Here is a 22,050-nt window from a genome sequence, read left to right as displayed (position 1 = left end):
ATGGCGGTGGACGAAAGGGCCGGAGGCGCCGAGGCGGAACATGTCGACACGCAGCAGGGGTACGACCGCTGGGCGGAGATCTATGACGGGGAGGGGAATCCGCTGATTGCGCTCGAGGAGCCTGTCGTGACGGGGCTTCTTGGTGAGGTGCGAGGGCTCGAGGTGGTGGACCTTGGGTGCGGCACGGGGCGTCACGCGGTGCGGCTTGCGGCGGCGGGGGCGAGGGTGACGGCGGTGGACTTTTCGGAGGGGATGCTGGCGCGGGCGAGGACGAAGGCGGGCGCCGAGAGGGTGACGTGGGTGCGGCATGACATCGGGCGGCCGTCGCCGCTGGCGGACCGGTGCGCGGACCGGGTGATCTGCTGCCTGGTGCTGGACCACGTGCACGAGGTGGGGGCGCTCTTCCGGGAGTTCGTGCGGCTGTGCCGTGGGGATGGGGCGGTGGTGGTGTCGGTGATGCACCCCGCGATGATGCTCAAGGGGGTGCAGGCGAGATTCACGGACCCGGCGACGGGGCGGGAGGTACGGCTCGCGAGTGCGCCGAACCTGGTGAGCGACTATGTGATGGCGGCGGTTGGGGCGGGGCTCCGGATCGAGGCGATGTCGGAGCACACGGTGGATGAGGAGTTGGCGAGGCGGATGCCGCGGGCGGCGCGGTACGTGGGGTGGCCGGTGTTGCTGGCGATGCGGATGAGCGTTGCGTGAGAGCGCCGAGTGTGACGAAGGCCCTGGCCAGTTCCGAGTTGGTGGCGGCGGCGGCGCCGACGCGGGCGAGGAGGGCCGCTGGGGAGCTGCTCGATTGACCGCGGATTAAGGATGGGGCGAGGCCGATCTCCGGAGGGCGGCACGGGAGGGCGCCGGCGGGGCTGGAGCGGGAGTCGCCGTAACGGGGATCGGGCGTCTCGGGGCTGTCGGCAGCGTCGGGCTCGGGGAGCCGGAGGATCGCGGCGGCGGCGAGGCGGGCCTGCGCGATGATCGGCGCGGGGATGACATCGCCGGCGGCGTCCCGCATCGGCTGGTCGATCGCACGGACGATGCGGTCAAGGGTGAGGATGGCGCGGGATCGGACGGCGGCGAGGTCGAGCGTGGCGGTGGTCATGAGTCCCCCGGAGAGTGCCCTTGGCGACATGCCTGGGCGCGATGGGGGATGATGGCACGCGGCGGGCGCGGATGCCAGCATTGACTGAATTTGGCGCACAACGGCGTCACTCGCGCTGCGGAGAGGCTCCCCGCGCGGTCAGCCGATGCGGTCCTTGCCGCCCATGTAGGGGCGGAGGGGCTCGGGGATGGTGACCGAGCCGTCCTTGTTCTGGTGGATCTCAAGGAGGGGGATGAGGATCCGGGGCGAGGCCGCGACGGTGTTGTTGAGGGAGTGGCAGAAGACGTTGGGGCCGCCCGCCGCGGGCTTGTAGCGCATGTTGAGGCGGCGGCACTGGAAGTCGTAGAGGCGGGAGGCAGAGTGGGTCTCGCCGTAGGCGCCGGCGGGGGATGCGGGGTCGGCGCCCGCGGGCGTCTCGGCGGCATCGCGACCGGGCATCCAGCATTCGACGTCGACCATGTCGGCGTTCTTGGGTCCGAGGTCACCGGTGCAGCACTGGAGCAGGCGGTAGGGGAGGGAGAGGGATTGCAGGATCTGCTCGACGTAGCCGAGCATGGTCTTGTGCCACTGGCGCGACTCGGCCTCGTCGGCGCGGCAGATGACGACCTGCTCGACCTTGTCGAACTGGTGGATGCGGTAGAGGCCCGCGGTATCCTTGCCCGCGGCGCCGGCCTCTCGCCGGAAGCAGGTGGAGACGGTGGTGTACTTCAGCGGGAGTTGATCCTCGCTGAGGATCTCGTCGGCGTGCAGGCCCATGAGGCCGACCTCGCCGGTGCCGGTGAGGAACTGGTCGTAGCCGCCGCCGCGACGGGACTCCTCGATGTGGTACGCCTGCTCGCGGCCGGCGGGAAAGAAGCCGGTGCCGACCATGGCCTCCTCGCGGACGAGGACGGGAACGGACATCGCCTTGAAGCCCTGCTTGAGGGTCATGAAGTCGAAGGCGTAGCGGAGGATGGCGTTGTGGAGGAGGAAGCCGTCGCCGGTGAGGACGTAGGAGCGGGTGCCGGCGAGTTTGACGCCGCGTTCGAAATCGGCGAGGCCGAGGTCGCGGACGAGCTGGATGTGGGACTTGGGCTTGAAGCCCCTGTTCTGCTCGAAGGACCTGGCGGTGTCGAAGCCGGGACCGGCCGCGGTGGGCGCGGGGTTCCAGCGGCGGAGTTCCTTGTTGTCCTCGGCGGAGGTGCCGACGGGGACATCGGCGTCGGGGGGCTGGGGGACGGTGAGGAGGATGGCGTTGAGCAGGGGATCGACCTCGGCGATCTGGGCGTCGAGGGCCTGGATCTCGGTCTTGAGGCGGGCGGGTTTGGCCTTGAGTTCGGCGAGTTCGGCCTCGAGGCGAGGCTTGTCGTCGGGGGCGGCCGACTTGAGGGCGCCCGAGAGTTTGCCGATCTGCGGGCCGAGGTCCTTCTCGATCTTCTTCTGCTCGGCCCGGAGCGATTCCTGGCGGGTCATCAGGGCCCGGCGCTGCTCATCGAGGCTGAGGAGACGGTCGAAGTCGACCGGGATGGATTTCTTCGCCGCGCCGTCGCGGAATCGGTCGGGGTTTTCGCGGAGTTGCTTGAGGTCGATCATCGGGGGGCAGCGTAGGCGGGGGGTGGCGGGAATCGGGGGCGGGAGGCCGGGGGGACGATGGAATGGGAGGGGAGAGCGGTTTGCGGAAAAAAGCGGCTGGAGGATCACACCGGCGGTCGGGGAAGCGTCTGAGGCGCAGCGGACCAGCGGGCGGTTAAGATACCGCGGCGGGGGACCGGGCGATGGGTTCAGGGCCAGGGGCGAGGGCGCGGAGTAGCGATGCCAACCTTTCAGTTAACTGGATCAAACGGGACGAGCGTGACGGTGTCGCCGGAGGGAAAGCCGGTGACCTTCGGCCGGCACGCGGACAACGCGGTCTGCCTGAACGACGAGCGGCTGAGCCGGTTTCATTGCATCGTGGAGCCCGATGGTGAGGGGGGCATCCGGGTGCGGGACCTGGGGTCGAGGAACGGGACGAAGGTCAACGGGCTGCGCGTGACCGATGCGCCGCTGACGACTGGGGACGTGCTGAAACTGGGGAGCCACGAGTTCACGGTGGAGGCGGAGGCGACACTGAAGGAGCGGCAGGCGGAGGCGCGGCTGAAGGCGCCGCTGAGCGATGCGCCGTGGATGAGCGATCTGCGGGAACTGATCGACATGCTGCCCCCCAAGGGAGGGCTGGACGACAAGGTCACGATGATCGACGGTCGCGGGAAGCCCAGCGAGGCGTTGCACGCGGAGAACGCCGGGCCGGTTGCGGTGCGGCTGCTGCTGCTGGCGGCGAGCAAGAGCCGCGCGACGGATATCCATATCGAGCCCAAGGGAGATACGGCGCACGTGAGGCTGCGCGTGGACGGGCAGATGGTGAGCATCCTGGACCTGCCCAACCAGGTGTGCGAACTGGCGTACGGGCTGATCAAGAACGCGTGCCAGTTCCAGGCGGCGGGGAAGGAGGCGGTGCTCGACGGGCATATTTCGACGCGGATCCAGAGCACCGGATCGAACGGGGCCGCGGGCGGGCGGCGGGTGGACTATCGGATCTCGTTCACGCCGAGCATGCACGGGCAGAAACTGGTGGTGCGGATCCTCGATGCGCGGGATGCTCCGAAGAACCTCGGCGAGGTGGACCTGCCGCCGTACATGTACGACCGCATCCGGAAGGTGTGCCAGCAGGACGCCGGGATGCTGATGGTGTGCGGGCCGACGGGGAGCGGCAAGACGACGACGCTGTACAACGCCCTGCGCGAGATCGACCGGGCGACAAAGAACGTGGTGACGATCGAGGACCCGGTGGAGTACCACATCGAGGGGGTGACGCAGATCCCGATCGATGAGCGGCGGGGGAACACGTTCGGCAGCCTGCTGCGCAGCGTGCTGCGGCAGGACCCGGACGTGATCCTGGTTGGCGAGATCCGCGACGAGGAGACGGCGCGGACGGCGATGCAGGCCGCGATGACGGGGCACCTGGTCTTCTCGACGGTTCACGCGAAGGACACGATGAGCAGCGTGTTCCGGCTGCTGGACCTGAAGGTCGAGGCGTACCTGGTGGCGAACTCGCTGGAGGTGATCCTTGCACAGCGGCTGGTGCGGCTGCTCTGCGAGAACTGCAAGCGCGCGGTGCCGGTGTCGCCGGCGCAGGCGACGCGGATGGGGCGGTATCTGGAGAACCAGAAGCAGGTGTACGTGGCGACGGGGTGCCAGCAGTGCCTGCGGACGGGTTATCGCGGCCGGCGGGCGATCTTCGAACTGCTGGATTTCACGGATGAACTGCGGGACGTGGTCCTGGGAGGGGCGACGATCCAGTCGATGAAGAAGGTGATCGAGAGCGGTCTGTTCACGACGCTCGTGCAGAGCGGCTGGCAGCTGGTGGCGCGCGGCGTGACCACTCTGGAAGAGGTCGACCGGGTCGCAACGGTGCGGTGAGCCGGGCGGCGGGGAAAGGGGAGTGGGGGTGATCAGGGCGTCCGCGTGACCGTGACGACTACGTCCGAATCCCGCGCGCCCTGGGTCAGCACGGGAACTGGTGATGTGGTGCTGAAGAGGACCTTCGCGTTGACGGAGATGGTCGCCTCGAGCGCGTAGCGGCGGAGCGGGTCGATTCGGCCGGGGTCGTAGGCGAGTTGGAAGGGGATCGGGACTTGGTCCTTCGCGGCGAAACGCTCGATGGCCACGGTCTTGGATGGGGCGTCGGCCTGGGTGACGTCGCGGAGGGCAATGTCGACGATGGCGTCCTTGGAGATCGCCATCTTGTCGGCGTAGGTGACGGTTCCGCTGAGGAACAACTGGCCGGGGGGCGGTGGCTTCTCCTTCTGGCATGCGGGGACGAAGACGGCCGCGGCGAGCAGGACGAGGGCGAGCAGGGCGGGTCGCATCAGTGGGAGCTCCGGGCCCGGGGCGGGCGAAGGGGGCGAGTCGCGGGGCGATTATGAGATCGAGGTCAGCCGCCGATCTCGCCACGCGGGGAATGTCGCACGCCATTGTCGCAGGGCAGCGAGGTCGAGGTCAACGCTGAGGACGCCCTGCTCCTCCCCCATTTCGGCGACGACCTCGCCCTTGGGGCCGACGACCAGGGTGCCGCCGGCGTAGGCGAGGTTCGGATCGCTGCCGATGCGGTTGACGGCGAGAACGCAGGCCTGATTCTCGATGGCGCGTGCAATACAGAGGGCTCGGCGGTGTTCGGCGCGTGCGGCGGGCCAGTTGGCGCCGATGGTGAAGATCTCGGCGCCGCGGGCGAGGCCGATGCGGAAGAGTTCGGGAAAGCGGAGGTCGTAGCAGATGGCGGGGCAGATGATCGTGGAATCGGCGACGGGTCCGGCGGGTGCCGGCGTCCATGGGAACGTGATGACCTCGTCGCCGCCGGTGAAGAACTCGGCCTCGCGCCCGAAGGTAAATGGGTGGACTTTGTCGTATTCGGCAAGAACCGCGCCATCGGGCCCCGTGATCGTGGCGCGGTTGCGTCCACGCCCGTCGGAACCGATGACGGTGCGTGCTCCCTGGAGAGTGATGCGCAGTCCGGCGGAAAGTTCCCGGAGAAATGCGAGCGTGCGGCCGTCGGAATCGGCGGTGATGTTCAGGTTGAGTGAAAACCCGGTATCGAACAGTTCGGGGAGCACGACCAGGTCGCCCGGGGCGATACCCGAGGATTCCAGCAGTGTGCGGACCTTGGCGTAGTTCGCCTGCTTGTTTTCCCACGAGATGTCGAACTGAACGAGGTGGGCGCGCGTATGTGTCATAGAGGCCGTGTTCCTGGCCGGGTGGGCAGAGGGGGTTCGCAACCCGTGCAACGATTGCCGGTTGGATCCGAATGAGATTGTTGCATGGTTCTCCATCAGAGCACAATCCGGGGCGGTTCGTGCGGCCCCACGCCGCGGCCGTTGGACGGTGCGCTGGCCCGGGGCCTCCAGATGCCGAAGGTATACCTGGCGAGCAGGTCGCCGCGGCGGCGCCGGCTCCTCGCGGAGCACGGCATCGATCACGATGTCATCGCGGCGATCATCGACGACGGCGGGCTTGAGTCCGGCGCCGTGGCGCCGGAGCACTGGGTGAAGGCGCTGGCGTACCTCAAGGCGGCGGTCGCGCGCGAGGCGATGACCTGCGGCGACGCTGTGCCGGGGGCGGCGGTGGTTCTCGGGGCGGATACGGTCGTTGTGAAGGGGACGCGGCTGATCGGGCAGGCCCGGAACTCCGAGCATGCGCTGGAGATCATCCGCTCGCTGGAGAACGGCGAGCACCGGGTGGTGACAGGGGTGGCGATGATCGACCTGGCGACCGGGGCGCGGGAGATGTACTCAGATCAGTCGACGGTCCGGGTCGGCGAGATCGGCGGGGAGCGGATCGGGGCGTACGTGGCGTCCGGTCAGTGGCTGGGGAAGGCCGGGGCGTACAACCTCTATGAGCGCATCGAGGACGGGTGGCCGATTGACTTCGTTGGCGACCCCACCACGATCATGGGATTGCCGATGGAGTCGCTGCCCGGGCGGCTCGAGCGGTTTTCCCAACGGGTCGCGGCCGGCCGCGCGGGGGACCGATGGGGCCTAACCCGGGTGTAGCGCTGGAGGCGCGGTCACCGGATGCCGGTCCCGATTCTGAACACGATGGCGGCGAGCACGACGCCGCTGCTTCCGGCGCTGCTGGTGGTGCCCTTGGCGTGCGCGCTGATGATGGCGATCGCGGCGCACGTGCTGGTGCTGCCCAAGTCGGACATGCCGGCGAGCCGGCGGCGGCTCCGGACGACCAACGGCCTGGTGATGATGTTCGTGACGGCGCTGATGGGCTACGCCCTGTGCGTGGTGACGACGTCGCAGCCGCAGGTCTTCGTCATCGTGTGGACGTCGATCGTGTTCCTGCTGGGGGTGGTGGTCTGCCTGGCGCTGCTGGACGTGATGAACACGTGGCGGATCGCCGCCGCGGCGCGCCGGAGGCTGAGGCAGGAACTGGCGCAGCGCATGCCGGGGGCCAAGGCCGGCAGGACGGGTGGGGATGGCGCGCCGTAAGGGCCTGGGCGATCCCGGCAGCGGCCCTGTGCCGGCGTGGCTCGGCCGTCCGCTGGAGGGGGTGTACGCGCGGGCGGTGGCGCGCCGGAATCGGAAGTGGGATGACGGCGTCGGGGTGACGAGGCTGCCCGTGCCGGTGGTGAGCGTCGGCAACCTGTCGGTCGGCGGGACGGGCAAGACGCCGATGGTGGTGCACGTGACGCGGACGCTGCTCGCGGCGGGTCGCCGGCCGTGCGTCGCAATGCGAGGGTACATGCGGAGTTTCAGGCTCTCCGGGGCGGCGCCGGGGGAGACGGTGCGGTCCGATGAGGCGCGGATGTACGCGGAGTTGCTGCCGGGGGTGCCGGTGGTTGCACAGCCGGACCGGATTGCCGGGGTGCGGGGGCTGCTTGAGCGGGGCGTGATGGTCGACTGCGTGGTGCTCGATGATGGGTTCCAGCACCGGCGGCTGGCGCGGGATCTCGACATCGTGCTGATCGATGCCTCGCGGTCGCCGTTCGAGGACCGGCTGCTGCCGGCGGGGTGGCTGCGGGAGCCTGCGGGCTCGCTGCGGCGGGCGGGCGCGGTGGTAATCACCCACGCGGAGATGGTAGGTGAGGACCGGCTGCGGGCGATCGAGATGAGCGTGCGCGAGACGAATCCCGGCGCGATGGTCGCGACGGCGCGGCACGAGTGGACCGGGCTGCTGGTGGCGCGGCCGGGCGCCGGGGCGGATGTGACGGAGCCGGTGGAGTGGCTCGCCGGTCAGCGGGCGGTGGGGGTGTGCGCGATCGGCAACCCGGCTGGATTCCTGAGGGGAGTGGTCGAGACCGGGACGGAGCTGGTCGGGGAGGTTGTGCTGCCGGACCACGACCCGTACCGGGCGTGGACGGTGAACCGGATCATGGAGACGGTGCGGCTGCGGCGGGCGGGGGTGATCGTGACGACGGAGAAGGACTGGGCCAAGCTGCGGGAGGTGCCGATGTGGCCGTGCCCGGTGGCGCGGGCGCAGCTGGAGATGGCCTTCGTTGAGGGGGAGGGGGCGCTGGATGCGCTGGTGGTCGGTGCGGTGGGCCCGACTTCGGCCCGCATCGGGCCGCCCGGCGACGCGGAGAGCGCCTGCGTGCGGCGCTAGAGCCCGCGCCTCAGCACGAGCTGCAGGAAGTAGATGTAGGCGTTGCTGAACGCATCGGCCCGGAAGAAGCGGACGTCCATGTCGGGGACGCCGATGTACGGCCGCAGGATCCATCCGGTCTGGATCCCGGTGAACGCGTACATCGCCACCCAGGCCCAGAGCATGGTGCGGTGCTTGGTGGCCGCCGCGGGGTTCGAGTCGATGATCGCGCGGTAGTGGCGGAACATGACGATCTGCGCGACGCCGGTGGCGATGACAAAGAGGCCGGCGTTGAACAACTGGGCGGTTCCGTGCGAGACGCCGCTCTCGTAGGCGACACGCGTCAGCGGCGAGAGAGAGGCCAGTGCGAGCGCGAGCCCGGCCTGGCCGGCGAGCACGGCGCGGACGGCGTGGCCGAAGTCGTCCCGCAGACCCAGCACGGTGTTGAGGACGAAGAACGCCGGCAGGCACACGGCCGTCGTCACCATCAGCAGCGACGGCACCTTGATCGCGGAGTAGGCCACGAGCGGCCACCGACCCGCTTCCCCGACGAGGTAGGTGCCCATCACCGCGCCGAAGACGGCCCCGCCCACGGCGATCGCCGCGAGGAGCGCGCGGATGCCCACGGGCGGGCCCGCGGCGTCGCGCCCGGGGCGGCCGATGCGGGCGCACAGATCCTCAAAGCGATCGGTGAGGGCGGGCGTGCGCGGGGTGGGGTGCGCGGTGTCCACGCTAGTTGCCCACAAGATTGCGGAGGTTCTCGAAGAGGCCGACGAGGAAGTTGTCGACCCGCAGACGGAACCATGAGAAGGGCACGCTCGGGTGCCCGATGAACGGCCGGAGCAGCCACGCCATCTGCACGCCCACCGCGCCGTAGATCAAGATCCAGACCGCGAAGATGAGCGTGGAGCCCTCGTCCGCGGAGGTTGGATGCGAGTTCGCGGCTGCGGGGGCTGACGTCGGCGGGGCCGGGGGGGTGAGGGGCGGCGACAGGCGTCGCAGCGCCTTGATCAGGAATCCGAGCCCGACGAACCCGCTGATCGCGAGCAGCGCAACGTTGAGGATCACCATGAACGGGTAGCTGGTCGTGCTGAGGGTGAAGAACGCCAGGATCGGCCCGAACGACGCCGCGACCGTGAGGCTCACGACCGTTGTGCCCAGCAGCAACCGGAGGAGCGAGCCGAAGCGCAGCCGTCCGCCGAGCAGGGCGCTGAAGACGTAGAGGGAAGGGAAGGTGACGGCGAGCGTGAGCAGGAAGAGCGCCGGGATCTTGATCATCGAAGAGAGCGTCTGGAGGTAGCCATCGGACACATCCTGGCCCCACCACATCGCGACGCGGTACCAGCCCATGAAGAAGCCGTAGGTGGCGCCGAGGCCGATCGCGAGCGGGACGAAGGTGCGCAGCGGGATCTCGATCAGCGGATCATCGCCGACTGTCATGTCGCCGATGCGCTTGCCGCGGAGCAGGTCGTCGAGGCTCTTGAACACCTTGAACATGAATCATCCCTTCGGAAGGTGAGGGAGCCGGCAACAAGAGATCGCCGTATCCAGGGGGCTGGTGCGGCAGTCTAACAACAACTGTTCGTTGGTGCGGTGATCGCTGGGCTTGTTAGAACAGGAAGGAATCGACGCGAGCCCGCGGTGCAGGCCGCTGACGGTTCAGGGATCAGGCGTGGGAGGGACAGCCGAAGCGCCGCACTCCGGGCAAATGCCGGTGGTGTTGCCCGTGAGGTCGTAGTGGCAGGCCGCACAGTGACCGGGTGGAACGCGGAAGCGGCGCCACACTGCATGAACGAAAAGCGCGAGCGTGAGAGCTGGCATCAGCAGAAACGGCCAGCCCAGTGAGATGTTGCCGAACCACCAGCCGGGGCCACGCCTCTGCCAACTGGTTGGGTAGAGGTACCCACCGGATTGGGTCTCGATGTGCCACCCGGATGCCTCTCGCTGAAGCGCAGGCGATGAGTAGGTGCCGAAACTGATCCCAAAGTGGAGCAGCCCTACGTACCGGGCTCCCCAGCGGTATTCAACTCGCCACTTCGTACTGGCCAAGCAAACAGCCCAAACGATGATCGTGGCCGCGAGACAGGCCCACTTGATCCAGCGGGCTCGTCGGCGCCGTCGCTGTGGCATGACCGCAGTCTACCGGACGCTCCTACCCTCCCGACGCATGAGCACGCTTCTGGAAACGTTGGCCGCGTGGAGGCCGTTTACGGCGGTGGTGGTCGGGGATTTCATGCTGGACCAACTGGTTCACGGCAATGCCGAGCGGCTGTCGCCCGAGGCGCCGGTGCCGGTGCTCCATGTTGTGAAGGAAGAGGACCGGCCCGGGGGGGCGGCGAACGTGTGCCTGGACTTGGTGGCGATGAAAGGGCGCGTGCGGGCGGTGGGGGTGGTGGGGGCGGATGAGGCGGGCAGATCGCTCCGGCGGCTGCTCGAGGAGGCCGGGGTGGATGCGACCGGGCTCGTCGAGGACCCAACGCGGCCGACGACGCGGAAGCGGTCGATGATCGGCCTGGCGCAGCACCGGCATCCGCAGAAGATGTTCCGTGAAGACCACGAGTCGCGCGAGCCCGTGGACGAGGGGGTGACGGCGCGGCTGATGGAGGCGTTCGAGCGGGCGGCCGAGGGTGCGGATGTGGTGTGCATCGAGGACTACGGCAAGGGCGTGTGCGCGCCGGGGTTTACCCAGGGCGTCATCGAGCGATGCAAGAGGATGGGGCGTGGGATCGAGGTGCTGGTTGATCCCGCGGCGATCAGGGACTACTCGAAGTACCGCGGCGCGACGGCGATCACGCCCAACCGGACGGAGGCGGCGCTCGCCGCGGGCGTGAAGGTCGCGGACGATGCGCCGCCGATGGGGCACGCGGAGATCGCGCAGCGGTTGCAACGGGAACTCGACCTGGATGCGGCGGTGATCACGCTGGACCGGCAGGGGGCACTGCTCCTGGAGCGAGGGGCCGTGGAGGGGCCGGTGGTCGTGCCGACCGTGGCGCGGCAGGTCTACGACGTGACGGGAGCCGGCGACATGGTGCTGGCCGCGCTCGCCGCGGGCCGCGTGAACAAGATGGGGTGGACGGATGCGGTGAAGTTCGCGAACGCGGCGGCGGGGCTGGAGGTCGCGGTCTTCGGGGTCGTTCCGATGCCGATCGAGACGATCCACCGGGAGGTGCTGCTCCGAGAGCGGACCGGCGAGCACCACTCGGGGGCGGAGAAACTGCGGACGTGGGAGGAACTGGCGGTCGAGGTTTCGGCGGTGCGGCGCGAGGGGAAGCGGGTGGTGTTCACCAACGGCTGCTTCGACATCCTGCACGCGGGGCACCTGTCGCTGCTGAAGCGGGCCGGGGCTCTGGGCGAGTACCTTGTCGTGGCGGTGAACAGCGATGCATCGGTGCGGCGGCTCAAGGGGGCGGAGCGGCCGATCAACAGCGAGCGGGACCGCGCGGAACTGCTCGGCGGGCTCGAGTGCGTCGACGCGGTGGTGGTGTTCGAGCAGGACACGCCGGCGGAGTTGATCGGCGTGGTTCAGCCCGACGTGCTGGTCAAGGGCGGGGAGTACTCGATCGATCAGGTGCCGGGGGCAGAGACCGTGCTGGCCCGCGGCGGGCGGGTGGAACTTCTTCCGATGGTGGATGGGAAGAGCACGACGGGGGTGGTGAGGAAGATCAGGGCAGGTTGAGCCCGCATCGCCATCGACGCAGTGCGATCAGTCCCATCGGATGACGACCTTCCCGAACTGATCAGCCGATTCCAATCGCGCGAACGCGGCTGGGGCCTCTCTCGCCGGGAAGATCTTGTCGATCACGCCGCGGAGTTTCCCGGCGCGGTGGAGGGCGGCGATCTCGCCGAACTCCGCGTTGGTCCCCATGGTTGATCCGAGGAGGCGGAGTTGGTTCCAGAAGATGCGTGCGAGGTCGGTCACGGCATCGGGGCCGCTGGTGCAGCCGGGAGTGACGTAGGCTCCGCCGCGGGCGAGGGACTTGATGCAGTTGAGGTGCGTGGCCTTGCCGGAGGAATCCACGGCGAGGTCGACGCCCCGCTTGCCGGTCCAGGCGCGGACTTCCTTGGACCAGTCCTGGCCGGAGTCGAGGACGCCCACGTCGGCGCCGAGCTGTTTGGCGCGGTCGAGCTTCCACTGGTGCCGGCTCGTTACGACGACGGGGCAGCCCAGGTGCTTCGCGATGGAGAGGGCGGCGAGGGCGACGCCGCCGCCGATGCCGGTGACGAGGACCGACTGCCCCGCGACGAGCCGCGCCTTGGTGACCATCATCGAGTAGGCCGTCAGCGTGACGAGGCCGAATGCAGCGGCCTCGGCGGGGTCCGCCGAATCGTCTATTGCGGCGAGGTTGGCCGCGGGCGAGACGAACCGCTCGCAGTGCATGCCGTTGTGGTGCTCGCCCTGGAGTTCGTAGTCGGGGGCGAGCGTTGAAGTGGGAGGATCGCCGGGGCGCGCCGGCGGAGGCTTGACGCTCGCCGCGTTGACGATGACCTTCCGTCCGACCCACGCCGTGTCCACGCCGGGCCCGACGGCTTCGACCACCCCGCAGGCATCGCAGCCGGAGATGCGCGGGTAGGTGAGGGTGAGGCCGGGCACGCCGCGGCCGACCCAGAGATCAAGTTGGTTGAGGGCCGAGGCGAGGGTCTTGATGAGGGCCTGGCCTGGGCCTGGAGACGGCGGCTCGGGCCAGTCGGTGACGACCTTCACGTTGGGGGCGACGGGTGAGCCGGCGGCGATGATGGTGACGGCGAGCATGGATGGAGCATACCGGGGTGTGCGGTGGAGATCGCCAATTGAAAACGACCCCATCCATGCGGACGGGGTCGCGTTGAGATTGCTGGAGGACCGGTCAGGCCTTCGGGGCGCCCTCGCCGGCCACGTGCTTCATGCCGCGGCGGCGGTCGCGGAGGCGGCGGGACTTGCCGGCGCGGTCGCGGAGGAAGTAGAGCTTGGAGCGGCGAGCGTCGGCCCGGCGGATGACCTCGTACTTGGCGATGCGGGGCGAGTTGATGGGGAAGATGCGCTCGACGCCCATGTTGTCAACGATCCGGCGGACCGTGATCATCTCGGTCACGCCGCGGCCGGCGCGGGAGAGGACCACACCCTGGAAGACCTGGATGCGCTCCTTCTGGCCCTCGATGATGCGGCAGTGCACGTTGACCGTGTCGCCGATGTCGATGCGCGGGATATCCGTGCGGATGACGGACTTGTTGACGTTCTCGATGATGCTCTGAAGGCCCATGGCGTTGAACTCCGAAGTGACCGCCGATCCGGGATTTGGGAGCCCGGAAGGGCCCAAACCATAGGCGGGGCCTGGGCGGGCTTCTATGTGGGCGGGAGAAGGTCCGGCCGGCGTTCGCGGGTCCTGGCCAGACGCTGCTCGAGCCGCCAGCGGGCGATGGCCCCGTGGTCCCCCGAGAGCAGGACATCGGGGACGGGCATCCCCATCCACTCCCGTGGCTTGGTGAAGTGTGCACAGTCCAGCAGGCGGCCTCCCGGGAACCCCGACTTGGGGGTGGCGGGGAGATCGGAGAAGGAATCCTCCGCCGCGGACTCCTCGTGCCCCAGGGCACCGGGGAGCAGGCGGATGATGGCATCGAGCAGGACGATCGCGGCGAGCTCCCCGCCGGAGAGGACGTAGTCGCCCAGGGAGAGTTCCATGGGGGCAAGGCGGGCGATGACCCGCTCGTCGACGCCCTCGTAGTGGCCGGCGATGAGGAGGAGCCTCGGGCGTGCGGCGAGGTCCTCGACGATCGATTGGGTGAGCGGGCGGCCCTGTGGCGTGAGGAGTATCCGGGTCGCTGGGCGGGGATCGGCGGATTCGACGGCGAGCACGGCGTCCCACAGCGGCTGGCACATCATGACCATGCCCGGTCCGCCGCCGAAGGGGCGGTCGTCGGTCTTCTGGTGCTTGTTGCCGGCGAAGTCACGGATGTTCGTGGCGTGCCATTCCACGAGGCCGGCGGCCCGGGCCCGCGCGGGGATGCTGGAGGCGAGCGCCCCGCCGGGCTGGGAGCCGAACATCTCGGGGAACGTGGTGAGGATGTCGACGCGAAGTGGGGGCACGACGGCTCCGGCTGGCGGGCGGCTCTCGGGGAGATGGTAGGAAAGCGGGGATTGTGCCGGGCGTGCGGACGCCGCGTGCCATGCGGGAATCGGACCGGGAAAAAAATAGCCGCACACGCTCCGTGGCGTGTGCGGCCTTGGCTTTGACCGGCTCCGCGGTCAACAGGTTCCGGGTCTGCGGTCCCCGGGGGAGGTCACGGAACTAGCAGCCGGACTGAACGCCGGTCAGCCAGGCGTTGATGAAGGTGGCGATGTCGGTCGGATCCACCACGCCGTTTCCGTCGTAGTCGCCCGCGAGGCCGCCGGCGGAGATGCTGTTGAACCACGTGTTGATGAAGGAGGCGATGTCGGTCGGCGTGAAGACGCCGTCGTTGTCGTAGTCGGCCGGACAGGCGGGGGTGAACTTGAGGGTGAGCGTGCCGGCGGTGGTGGTGCTCAGCGACTTCTGGGCGATGCGGATGAGCAGCGGCGTGTTGCGCGTGACGGCGAGGCTATCGATGATGCTCTGCGTGGAGCAGCCCGAGATGCCCGCGTTGTCGTTGCAGGCGTAGTCGCCAGTGAGGCACGCCGAGTGGACGCTCAGGACGGTGTCGAACGAGGTGCCCGGGCAGGTGGCGAGACGGACGGTGCCATTCTGCGGCGGGTTGAAGGTGAACCACAGGTCGCGGTAGGAGGAGGCGGTCACGCAACTGGCGAGCCAGTCATCGGAGGCCTCCGCACAATCGAAGGTAGTGGTGACGGGGAGGTTGCCGGGGGCGACCGTGACCGGGGTGGGGTTGGAGCAGTCGTCGTTGGCCGGGATCGGCGGAGCCTGCAGGATCTGGAGGCTGCCGGTGGTGCCCGGGGAGGTGGACGCCGCGACGCGGATCAGCACCGGAACACCTGCGGTGACGTTGTAGCGGGAGATGCGGCTGCGGTTCGAGGAGCACCCGCTGACGCCGGAGCCGACATCGTCGTTGCAGGCCAGTTCGACGCCGCCGCACTCGCTCCAGATGCCGATGACGGTGTTGTAGTTGGCGCCGCAGGTCTGGAAGCGGGCCTCACCGGTGAAGGTAGGGGTGTAGCTGTACCAAACATCCGAGGTGCCCGGACCGATGCTGAGGTTGCAGATCGCGCCCGCCTCGTCCACCCAGGCCCCGCAGGGGTTGAAGGCGAAGGTTCCTTCGCCGACGCTGGTTGCGTTGGCGCAGGTGTCGTTCGGAGGTGTCGTAACGGAGGGGTCGGGCTGGACCACGGCGGTGGTCGTCTGGACGCTGCCGCACGCGTTGGACACCACGCAGTGGTAGTTGCCGGCGTCTCCGAGGTTCGGGCCGGTGATTCGGAGCTGGCCGGTGTTAACCCCGGAGAGCACCGAGCCGCTGGCGGTGGGACCGTCGGCGAGTTCGACGTTGTCCTTGAACCATGCGAAAGCGGGGGACGAGCCGCTGGCGGCGGCGTTCAGGATGACGCCGAACGAGGAGCAGCGGGAGAAGGTGGTGAGGGCATTGGGGTTGGAGACCACGGCGGGCGCGACGCAACCGGGAGCGCCGCTGCTGCGGAGGGCCCACGGCGCCGCACCGGGGATGAGCTGGTTGCCGCCCTGGAAGCCGACGATCGTGCTGCCGTCGGGTGAGATGGCGGCCGGGAAGCCGAGCTTGGGCAGGCCGCGGGCCGGGTCGCCGTTGTCGCCGATCGGGCCATAGTTAGCGGTGATGCCGGGGACGTTCTGGGCGACGAGATGGTCGTACCAGTCGACGACCAGGCCGCTGGACTGGGTCCAGATAAAGCCACCGGACATAAAGCTGCCGCAGGTGCTGTAGACGGCCATGCCGACCACCGTGTTGCCGTCATCGGACATTCCCGTCGGTGTCAGCGTCGGCGGGATGCCACAACTGGTGACGGACAGGGGAAGCCAAGATGCCGGGGTTGTGAGGTCGGCACCAATGACGACCGGGGCGCTCCACGACGAGGTGCCACTGTTCCATGTCCACTTGGCGACATAGCTGTTGCCCGTGAGGTCGGCGACGGCGCGGCAGACGACGACCGTGCCGTCCGAGTTCATCAGCATGCCCGAGGAGATGCTGTAGGTGTAGGGGAAGCCGCTGCTGTTGACCCCGTTGGGGAGATAGGTCATGTCGTAGGAACTGGTGCCGGGGTTCCAGCGCCAGACGGCCGGCCGAGCGCCGTCCGGGTCGGGCGCGGCGGCTGCAGAGACATTGTGCTCCTGTGTCCCCGCAATGACGAGCCCGTCGTTGCTGACGGCGTAGGCGACGCCGGTGCGGCGGCGGTACGTGTTGGAGGACGTGCGGAAGGGTGTGGGGAGGACGGTCAGACCACCGTTGCCGCCGTTGGCCTGGGCGTCCCAGATGAAGGGCCGCCACTGGGAAGACGACACGGCGATAGTGGTGCCGGCGGCGCTGTTGTACGTCGAGATGTAGCCCCGGCCGACGATGAACCGGCCGTTGGGGGACATGGCGGTCGTAATGAGGAAGTTGCCGCTTGAGCTGCCGCTCGAGCCGGAGCCGTAGACCATCAGGCTCGGATCAATCGGCAGGCTTCCAAGCCGCTGCCAGGTCATCGAGGTGGAGTCCCAGCGGGCGCCGGCGGATTCGGTCGCGGCGATCAGCGTGGGAACGAGCGTCGGCGTGGTGCTGAATGGGGGGGAGACGCCAGTGGCGGCGTTGCCGGAAGCCTGAGGGCTTACGTTGAGCACCGCGCCGGCAACAAGAGAGCCGTCGGCGGAGGTGACGCCGCTGCCCGTGCCGCCGAGGTTGTCGAGGGTCAACGTGCCGCCGCTCAGTGTCCACCGGGCGATTGAGGAGGACGAGGTGCCGGTGATGTAGTTGGTCCCCGAAACGGGGTTGCTCACGCTTGCGGGCGTGCCCGTGCCGAGCGAAGTGATCTGCGGCTGGGCCACAGCGGCACTCGCGGCGGCGAGGATCGCGGTTGTCGAGATGGAGGTGATCAGTCGGGCCACGGCGGTTTTCTCCAAGAGGTTGACAATCGGGGTCAGAAACAAACCGATGGGCCCGAGAGTTCGTGTTATGTACGTAGACACCGAGAACTCGGGCGGCTGATCACGATGTTATACGATGTCGGCAATTCCTGCAAGGATATCTCTAGAGATATTTTTGGTAACGTGCAAACTGTCAGTTTTTTGGGTATACTCTGGTTCAACCCGATACCCACCCACGGCTTGTGCGGATTCTGGATGGGGTTGGGCGGGATCATCTCATGAGCGTCGCAACCCGCGGTGGTGGTGCATTTGTGATCGAGGCCCGGAGTGTGGCCCAGCAGGTTCGCCGCGCGTTGGCCGAATCGCTGGCCGCGATCGGGTGCGACGCGGCGAAGCCGCCGGGGGTTTCGCGTCAACTCGGGCTGGACAAGACGCTTGCTTGGAAACTCTGCAGGATTGTCACGGAAGAGGATCCGTGCGGCGCCATCGCGATGCTGCCGGGGCGGGGCGGCGTGAAGATCGTGCTGGAATCGCTCCGTAATGCCGGAGCGCCGGACGAATCGGTGATCGCGGTGCAGGATGCACTGGCGGGGTTCGACCGGATGGTCGAGGCTCATGCGGGCGACCGCGAAACGCTGGAGATGATGCTCGGGGTCCGAAACAGCCGCGCCACGGCGAAGCGCATCGAGGCCTTTCGCAAGTCGGGGTTCCAGGCCAACTCGGCGATCTGGGGTGTTCAGGCCCGCGTCCAGGTCAGCCTCCACGTGATGGCGCCGAGCGCCGGGCCCGGCGATGCGGTCAGCATGGCGACGATCTGCGGCCTCGCGGACTTTCGGCGGCTACGGCCGGATGTGCCCTGGTCGGCGGCGACGCTGAGGCGATGGGGCTCGATTGCTCCGGAGCAACAATCGTTCGGCCCTATTGATCCGTCGGTCGGCCTGGATGAGTCGCCGCTTCTGGCTCAGTACTGCTCAGACCCGCTGCCCCAACTGCGTCAGGAGCGGGAGCGTGACGGCACCGTACGGTTTGTTCTGGAGGAGGGGCCGGTCGGCAACACCGCCGCGGCGACCGTGGTGTTCGGGTGGCGGCACGAGGCGGTGGCGTCGAAGTACGAGTCTCATCCGGGCGAGTTCGGTGAGCACGTCGTTACGATCGTGACGCCGGTCGAGTCGCTCGTGCACGATCTGCTGGTCCATCGCAGCCTCGACTTTGCGATGAACCCGACGGCGCACTTCTACAGCCAACTGCCCGGGGGGCCCCGGTATCCTGAGCACGGCCTGAACGCCGGGCTCCTGCCCGTGCCGGTGGAAGTCACCGACCTCGGTTCGTCGCCGCCCGACACGACGACGACAGAACTGCCGCACTATCGGGAAATGGCGGAGGCGGCCACGAAGAGCCTGGGGTACTCGCTCGATGAGTTCCAGGGCTACCGGATGCGCGTGAAGTACCCGCCGATGCCGACGATGGCGATCCTGCGTCACTCGCTGCTTCGGAAGCCGTAGTGGCACGGAACGAAAAACCGCGCCGGGTGAGCCGGCGCGGTCGGGTGATTCAGTACACTGCGGAATCGACTCAGGCCTTCTTCTCGGCCGGCGCGGGCTTGGCCGCGGCGAGCTTCTGCTTGCGCGCCACGCGGGCGGCACGCTCGGCGTTCCACTCGTCGGCGTTGATGAGGTTGCGCTTCGCGAAGACGTCCTTCAGCGAATCGCTGGGCTGGGCGCCGCGTGCGAGCCAGTCCTTCACGCGGTCGTCCTCCAGGTGCAGCTGCTTGCCCTCGGCCGCGAGCGGGTCGTACCAGCCGAGTTGCTCGAGCACCTTGCCGTCGCGCTTCGTGCCGATATCGATGGCGCTGATTCGGAAGAACGGGCGGCGGCGGCGGCCAAGACGCTGCATGCGGATACGAACCATTGAGCGGATCTCCGAGGAAGGCTGCACCGGTGAGATTGCCGTACCGGGCGACGGCCACCAGACCAAAGCCGACCCCACAACGGGGCCGGAGGGGTGACATGGGACGCGGAGTGTAGGCGGGGAGCCGCTCGGGGGAAGCGGAGGGAGGGGGGACTACCCCTTCGTTCCGCCGGCCCGGTGGGCGCGGAATCGCCTGATCAGTGCGTTGGTAGAGGCATCGTGCCCGAGTTCCGGGGTCCCGGCGGCCTTGAGTTCGGGGATGATCTTCATGGCCAGGACCTTGCCCAGCTCGACGCCCCACTGGTCGAAGGAATCGATGTCCCAGATGCACCCCTGCACGAACACCTTGTGCTCGTAGAGGGCGATCAGCCGGCCGAGGGCCTCGGGCGTGAGGGAGTCGGCGACCAGCACGTTGGTCGGCCGGTTGCCCTCGCAGACGCGCCACGGGGTCTGGAACGCGTCGCCGCCGGAGGCGTTCACCTCGTCGGCGGTCTTGCCGAACGCCAGCGCCTCGGACTGCGCGATCATGTTCGCCATGAGCAGCGTGTGATGGTCGCCCCAGGGGTTGAGCGAGCTCTGGAAGCCGATGAGGTCCGCAGGGATGAGCTTGGTCCCCTGGTGGATGAGCTGGTAGTACGCGTGCTGGCCGTTGGTGCCGGGCGTGCCCCAGATGATGGGCCCGGTCTGGTAGCCCACCGCGCGGCCGGAAAGATCGACGTGCTTGCCGTTGCTCTCCATGTCCAGCTGCTGGAGGTACATGCTGAGTTTGGAGAGATACTGCTCGTAGGGGAGCACCGCGTGGGTCTGCGCGCCGAAGAAGTTGTTGTACCACACGCCCATCAGGCCGAGGATCACCGGCAGGTTCTTCTCGAAGGGGGCGGAGCGGAAGTGCTCGTCCATTTCGTGGAAGCCGGCGAGCATGCGGCGGAAGTTGTCGGGCCCGACCGCGATCATCAGCGAGAGGCCGATCGCCGAGTCGTAGGAGTAGCGCCCGCCGACCCAGTCCCAGAACTCGAACATGTTCGCCGTGTCGATTCCGAAGGCCGCGACCTCCTTGGCGTTGGTCGAGACCGCGACGAAGTGCCTGGCCACCGCCTTCTCGCTGCCGAGGGACTTGAGGCACCACTCGCGCGCCGATCGGGCGTTGGTCATGGTTTCGAGCGTGGTGAACGTCTTGGAGGAAACGATGAACAGCGTCTCCTCCGCGTTCAGGTCGTGGACGGCCTCCGCGAGGTTGGTCGCGTCGACGTTGGAAACAAAGCGGCAGGTGAGGGAGCGGTCGCTGTAGAACCGCAGCGCTTCGGTGGCCATGTCCGGCCCGAGGTCGGAACCGCCGATGCCGATGTTGACGATGTTGCGCAGCCGCTTCCCGGTGTGCCCGGTGTGCTCGCCGGAGCGGACCCTTGCGGCGAACGCCGACATCCGGTCAAGAACGGCGTGGACATCCGGGACCACGTCGCGGCCGTCGACGAGGATGCGCTGGGTCTTGGGCGCGCGCAGCGCGATGTGGAGCACGGCGCGGCGCTCGGTGATGTTGATCTTGTCGCCGCGGAACATCGCGTCGATCCGCTCTCGCAGGCCGGCGCTCGAAGCGAGGTCCAGCAGGAGCCGCATCGTCTCATCGGTGATGCGGTTCTTGGAGTAGTCGAGGAACCAGCCCGCGGCCTGGGCCGAGAAGCGGTCCGCCCGCGACGGGTCGTTGGCGAAGAGGGTGCGCAGGTGCTCGGACTTGATGGACTCGTAGTGGGAGGTCAGGGCCTTCCATTGCGGCCGCTGGGTCAGCGGTGTCGACGTCATCAGCAGTCTCCCTCGACTCGCGCGGGGTTGGTGGTGATCGGGTGGTCAGGCCGTCTGGAGGATCTTCTCGCTCTTGCTCGCCAGGACCGCCATCAGGTCGTTCCAGGACTTGGTGAACGACTCGGCGCCTTCCTTCTGCAGGGTCGCCGCCAGCGCGGCATAGTCGACGCCCGCCTTGGCGAACTTCGCGAGGATGGCCTCGGAGTTGCCGCCGTCGGCGGCCAGCGGCGCCCCGACCTTGCCGTGATCAGCGAAGGCGAGCAGCGTCTGCTCCGGCATGGTGTTGACGGTGAATGGGGAGACCAGGGACTCGACGTAGAGCGTGTCGGAGAACTTCGGGTCCTTCGTCCCCGTGCTGGCCCACAGCAGCCGCTGGGGGCGGGCTCCCTTGTTCGCGAGGCGGTGCCAGCGGTCGGAGTTGAGCAGGTCGCGGTATGCCTTGTACACGCGCTTGCCGACGCCGACGCCCATCCCCTCCGCGAGGTCGCCGGGGAGTTTCGCCGAGGCGGGCTTGTCCCACCGGCTGATGAACACCGATGCGACCGACGCGATATCGGGGTTCAGGCCCTTAGCGATGCGACGCTCGACGCCCCGCATGTACGCCTCCGCGGCGGCCGTGTAGTGCTCGCTGGAGAACAGCAGCGTGACGTTGATCGGGATGCCCGAGAAGATCGCCTCTTCGATGGCCGGGAGGCCCTCTTTCGTCCCCGGGATCTTGATGAACAGGTTCTTGCGTGCGGCCTTGGCGTGGAGGCTCTTCGCCGCGTCGATGGTCTTGGCGGTGTCGTACGCCAGCAGCGGGGAGACCTCGAGCGAGACGAAGCCATCGACCCCGTCCGTCCGGTCGTGGACCGGGCGGAACAGGTCGGCCGCCTGCGTGAGGTCCTCGATTGCGAGATCGAAGAAGAGCGTCTCGCCCGAGAGGCCCTGCTTCAACTTGGTGCGGATGGCGGTGTCGTAGTCGCTGCTCTTGCTGATCGCCTGGTCGAAGATCGTCGGGTTCGACGTCAGGCCGGTGACCGAGAGCGTATCGATGTACTTCCGGAGCGTGCCGCTGGCGAGCATGGCCCGGGTGATGTTGTCGATCCACAGGCTCTGGCCGGCATCGTGGAGTTGGCGGGTCGGGGTGGTCATCGGCGTCTCCTTCCGTGG

Annotated in this window: 19 protein-coding genes; 7 read left to right on the top strand and 12 right to left on the bottom strand. The window is 68.3% G+C overall.

Features of this window, described 5'->3' with window-relative positions; all coding sequences use genetic code 11:
* Positions 1-705 carry a methyltransferase domain-containing protein gene (locus KF745_04765; GenBank protein MBX3357722.1) on the top strand — a complete coding sequence of 235 codons (705 nt, stop codon included), beginning with the start codon at positions 1-3 and terminating at the stop codon, positions 703-705.
* 532 nt (positions 706-1,237) lie between these two features.
* Here KF745_04765 and serS read toward each other — a convergent pair.
* Complete coding sequence (gene serS / locus KF745_04760) at positions 1,238-2,671, bottom strand: serine--tRNA ligase (GenBank protein ID MBX3357721.1); 1,434 nt, start codon at positions 2,669-2,671, stop codon at positions 1,238-1,240.
* 219 nt (positions 2,672-2,890) lie between these two features.
* On the opposite strand from serS, the gene tadA reads away from it, so the two are divergent.
* The gene (gene tadA, locus KF745_04755) at positions 2,891-4,534 is read left to right on the top strand and encodes a Flp pilus assembly complex ATPase component TadA (GenBank protein MBX3357720.1); all 1,644 of its coding nucleotides are present in this window, start codon (positions 2,891-2,893) and stop codon (positions 4,532-4,534) included.
* A 32-nt stretch (positions 4,535-4,566) separates the two neighbouring features.
* Here the strand turns inward: tadA and KF745_04750 are convergent, their stop codons facing one another.
* Positions 4,567-4,983: a YbaY family lipoprotein gene (locus KF745_04750; protein ID MBX3357719.1), complete on the bottom strand. Its 417-nt coding sequence runs from the start codon at positions 4,981-4,983 to the stop codon at positions 4,567-4,569.
* 51 nt (positions 4,984-5,034) lie between these two features.
* Positions 5,035-5,844: a hypothetical protein gene (locus KF745_04745; GenBank protein ID MBX3357718.1), complete on the bottom strand. Its 810-nt coding sequence runs from the start codon at positions 5,842-5,844 to the stop codon at positions 5,035-5,037.
* A gap of 171 nt (positions 5,845-6,015) precedes the next feature.
* On the opposite strand from KF745_04745, the gene KF745_04740 reads away from it, so the two are divergent.
* The 3 genes from KF745_04740 to lpxK are packed head-to-tail and all read left to right on the top strand — an operon-like array spanning position 6,016 to position 8,218.
* Positions 6,016-6,660, top strand: coding sequence for a Maf family protein (locus tag KF745_04740; GenBank protein MBX3357717.1), 645 nt, complete (start codon positions 6,016-6,018; stop codon positions 6,658-6,660).
* Between the two features lie 21 nt (positions 6,661-6,681).
* Positions 6,682-7,104, top strand: a complete 423-nt coding sequence (locus KF745_04735; protein ID MBX3357716.1) for a hypothetical protein — start codon at positions 6,682-6,684, stop codon at positions 7,102-7,104.
* A complete protein-coding gene (gene lpxK / locus KF745_04730; GenBank protein ID MBX3357715.1) occupies positions 7,091-8,218 on the top strand; it encodes a tetraacyldisaccharide 4'-kinase in 1,128 nt (375 codons plus the stop codon). The genes KF745_04735 and lpxK overlap by 14 nt, the downstream gene beginning before the upstream one ends.
* Here lpxK and KF745_04725 read toward each other — a convergent pair.
* Both KF745_04725 and KF745_04720 read right to left on the bottom strand, forming a co-directional pair.
* A complete protein-coding gene (locus tag KF745_04725; protein MBX3357714.1) occupies positions 8,215-8,928 on the bottom strand; it encodes a hypothetical protein in 714 nt (237 codons plus the stop codon). The two genes, lpxK and KF745_04725, sit on opposite strands and share 4 nt — an antisense overlap.
* A 1-nt stretch (position 8,929) precedes the next feature.
* The gene (locus KF745_04720) at positions 8,930-9,694 is read right to left on the bottom strand and encodes a hypothetical protein (protein MBX3357713.1); all 765 of its coding nucleotides are present in this window, start codon (positions 9,692-9,694) and stop codon (positions 8,930-8,932) included.
* A 670-nt stretch (positions 9,695-10,364) separates the two neighbouring features.
* Here KF745_04720 and rfaE2 point away from each other — a divergent pair.
* A complete protein-coding gene (gene rfaE2 / locus KF745_04715) occupies positions 10,365-11,873 on the top strand; it encodes a D-glycero-beta-D-manno-heptose 1-phosphate adenylyltransferase (protein ID MBX3357712.1) in 1,509 nt (502 codons plus the stop codon).
* Between the two features lie 27 nt (positions 11,874-11,900).
* Here the strand turns inward: rfaE2 and KF745_04710 are convergent, their stop codons facing one another.
* From KF745_04710 to KF745_04695, 4 genes are all read right to left on the bottom strand, one after another.
* Positions 11,901-12,947 carry a zinc-binding dehydrogenase gene (locus KF745_04710; GenBank protein MBX3357711.1) on the bottom strand — a complete coding sequence of 349 codons (1,047 nt, stop codon included), beginning with the start codon at positions 12,945-12,947 and terminating at the stop codon, positions 11,901-11,903.
* Between the two features lie 94 nt (positions 12,948-13,041).
* Positions 13,042-13,434, bottom strand: coding sequence for a 50S ribosomal protein L19 (gene rplS / locus KF745_04705; protein MBX3357710.1), 393 nt, complete (start codon positions 13,432-13,434; stop codon positions 13,042-13,044).
* Between the two features lie 83 nt (positions 13,435-13,517).
* Positions 13,518-14,258 (bottom strand): tRNA (guanosine(37)-N1)-methyltransferase TrmD, encoded by a 741-nt coding sequence (trmD, locus tag KF745_04700; GenBank protein ID MBX3357709.1) that lies wholly within the window; start codon positions 14,256-14,258, stop codon positions 13,518-13,520.
* A 202-nt stretch (positions 14,259-14,460) separates the two neighbouring features.
* The gene (locus KF745_04695) at positions 14,461-17,214 is read right to left on the bottom strand and encodes a hypothetical protein (GenBank protein MBX3357708.1); all 2,754 of its coding nucleotides are present in this window, start codon (positions 17,212-17,214) and stop codon (positions 14,461-14,463) included.
* Between the two features lie 257 nt (positions 17,215-17,471).
* Here KF745_04695 and KF745_04690 point away from each other — a divergent pair, with 257 nt between their 5' ends.
* Positions 17,472-18,695: a hypothetical protein gene (locus KF745_04690; GenBank protein ID MBX3357707.1), complete on the top strand. Its 1,224-nt coding sequence runs from the start codon at positions 17,472-17,474 to the stop codon at positions 18,693-18,695.
* Positions 18,696-18,765: 70 nt separating this feature from the next.
* Here KF745_04690 and rpsP read toward each other — a convergent pair whose 3' ends face one another.
* The 3 genes from rpsP to tal all read right to left on the bottom strand — a co-directional run bounded on the left by rpsP (position 18,766) and on the right by tal (position 22,032).
* Complete coding sequence (gene rpsP, locus KF745_04685; protein MBX3357706.1) at positions 18,766-19,101, bottom strand: 30S ribosomal protein S16; 336 nt, start codon at positions 19,099-19,101, stop codon at positions 18,766-18,768.
* Positions 19,102-19,254: 153 nt separating this feature from the next.
* Complete coding sequence (gene pgi / locus KF745_04680) at positions 19,255-20,898, bottom strand: glucose-6-phosphate isomerase (protein ID MBX3357705.1); 1,644 nt, start codon at positions 20,896-20,898, stop codon at positions 19,255-19,257.
* 45 nt (positions 20,899-20,943) lie between these two features.
* Positions 20,944-22,032, bottom strand: coding sequence for a transaldolase (gene tal, locus KF745_04675; protein ID MBX3357704.1), 1,089 nt, complete (start codon positions 22,030-22,032; stop codon positions 20,944-20,946).
* Positions 22,033-22,050: the final 18 nt, after the last annotated feature.

This window comes from Phycisphaeraceae bacterium (genome assembly GCA_019636655.1).
GTDB lineage: Bacteria > Planctomycetota > Phycisphaerae > Phycisphaerales > UBA1924 > JAHBXB01.
The sequence above is the reverse complement of the archived record's forward strand: the minus strand, read 5'-3'. Positions and strand labels throughout refer to the sequence as shown.

Bases quoted from the DNA above. Each gene is read 5' to 3' on its own strand.
- KF745_04765 (MBX3357722.1), top strand. From the start codon at position 1: ATGGCGGTGGACGAAAGGGCCGGAGGCGCCGAGGCGGAACATGTCGAC.
- serS (MBX3357721.1), bottom strand. From the start codon at position 2,671: ATGATCGACCTCAAGCAACTCCGCGAAAACCCCGACCGATTCCGCGAC.
- tadA (MBX3357720.1), top strand. From the start codon at position 2,891: ATGCCAACCTTTCAGTTAACTGGATCAAACGGGACGAGCGTGACGGTG.
- KF745_04750 (MBX3357719.1), bottom strand. From the start codon at position 4,983: ATGCGACCCGCCCTGCTCGCCCTCGTCCTGCTCGCCGCGGCCGTCTTC.
- KF745_04745 (MBX3357718.1), bottom strand. From the start codon at position 5,844: ATGACACATACGCGCGCCCACCTCGTTCAGTTCGACATCTCGTGGGAA.
- KF745_04740 (MBX3357717.1), top strand. From the start codon at position 6,016: ATGCCGAAGGTATACCTGGCGAGCAGGTCGCCGCGGCGGCGCCGGCTC.
- KF745_04735 (MBX3357716.1), top strand. From the start codon at position 6,682: ATGCCGGTCCCGATTCTGAACACGATGGCGGCGAGCACGACGCCGCTG.
- lpxK (MBX3357715.1), top strand. From the start codon at position 7,091: ATGGCGCGCCGTAAGGGCCTGGGCGATCCCGGCAGCGGCCCTGTGCCG.
- KF745_04720 (MBX3357713.1), bottom strand. From the start codon at position 9,694: ATGTTCAAGGTGTTCAAGAGCCTCGACGACCTGCTCCGCGGCAAGCGC.
- rfaE2 (MBX3357712.1), top strand. From the start codon at position 10,365: ATGAGCACGCTTCTGGAAACGTTGGCCGCGTGGAGGCCGTTTACGGCG.
- KF745_04710 (MBX3357711.1), bottom strand. From the start codon at position 12,947: ATGCTCGCCGTCACCATCATCGCCGCCGGCTCACCCGTCGCCCCCAAC.
- rplS (MBX3357710.1), bottom strand. From the start codon at position 13,434: ATGGGCCTTCAGAGCATCATCGAGAACGTCAACAAGTCCGTCATCCGC.
- KF745_04690 (MBX3357707.1), top strand. From the start codon at position 17,472: ATGAGCGTCGCAACCCGCGGTGGTGGTGCATTTGTGATCGAGGCCCGG.
- rpsP (MBX3357706.1), bottom strand. From the start codon at position 19,101: ATGGTTCGTATCCGCATGCAGCGTCTTGGCCGCCGCCGCCGCCCGTTC.
- pgi (MBX3357705.1), bottom strand. From the start codon at position 20,898: ATGACGTCGACACCGCTGACCCAGCGGCCGCAATGGAAGGCCCTGACC.
- tal (MBX3357704.1), bottom strand. From the start codon at position 22,032: ATGACCACCCCGACCCGCCAACTCCACGATGCCGGCCAGAGCCTGTGG.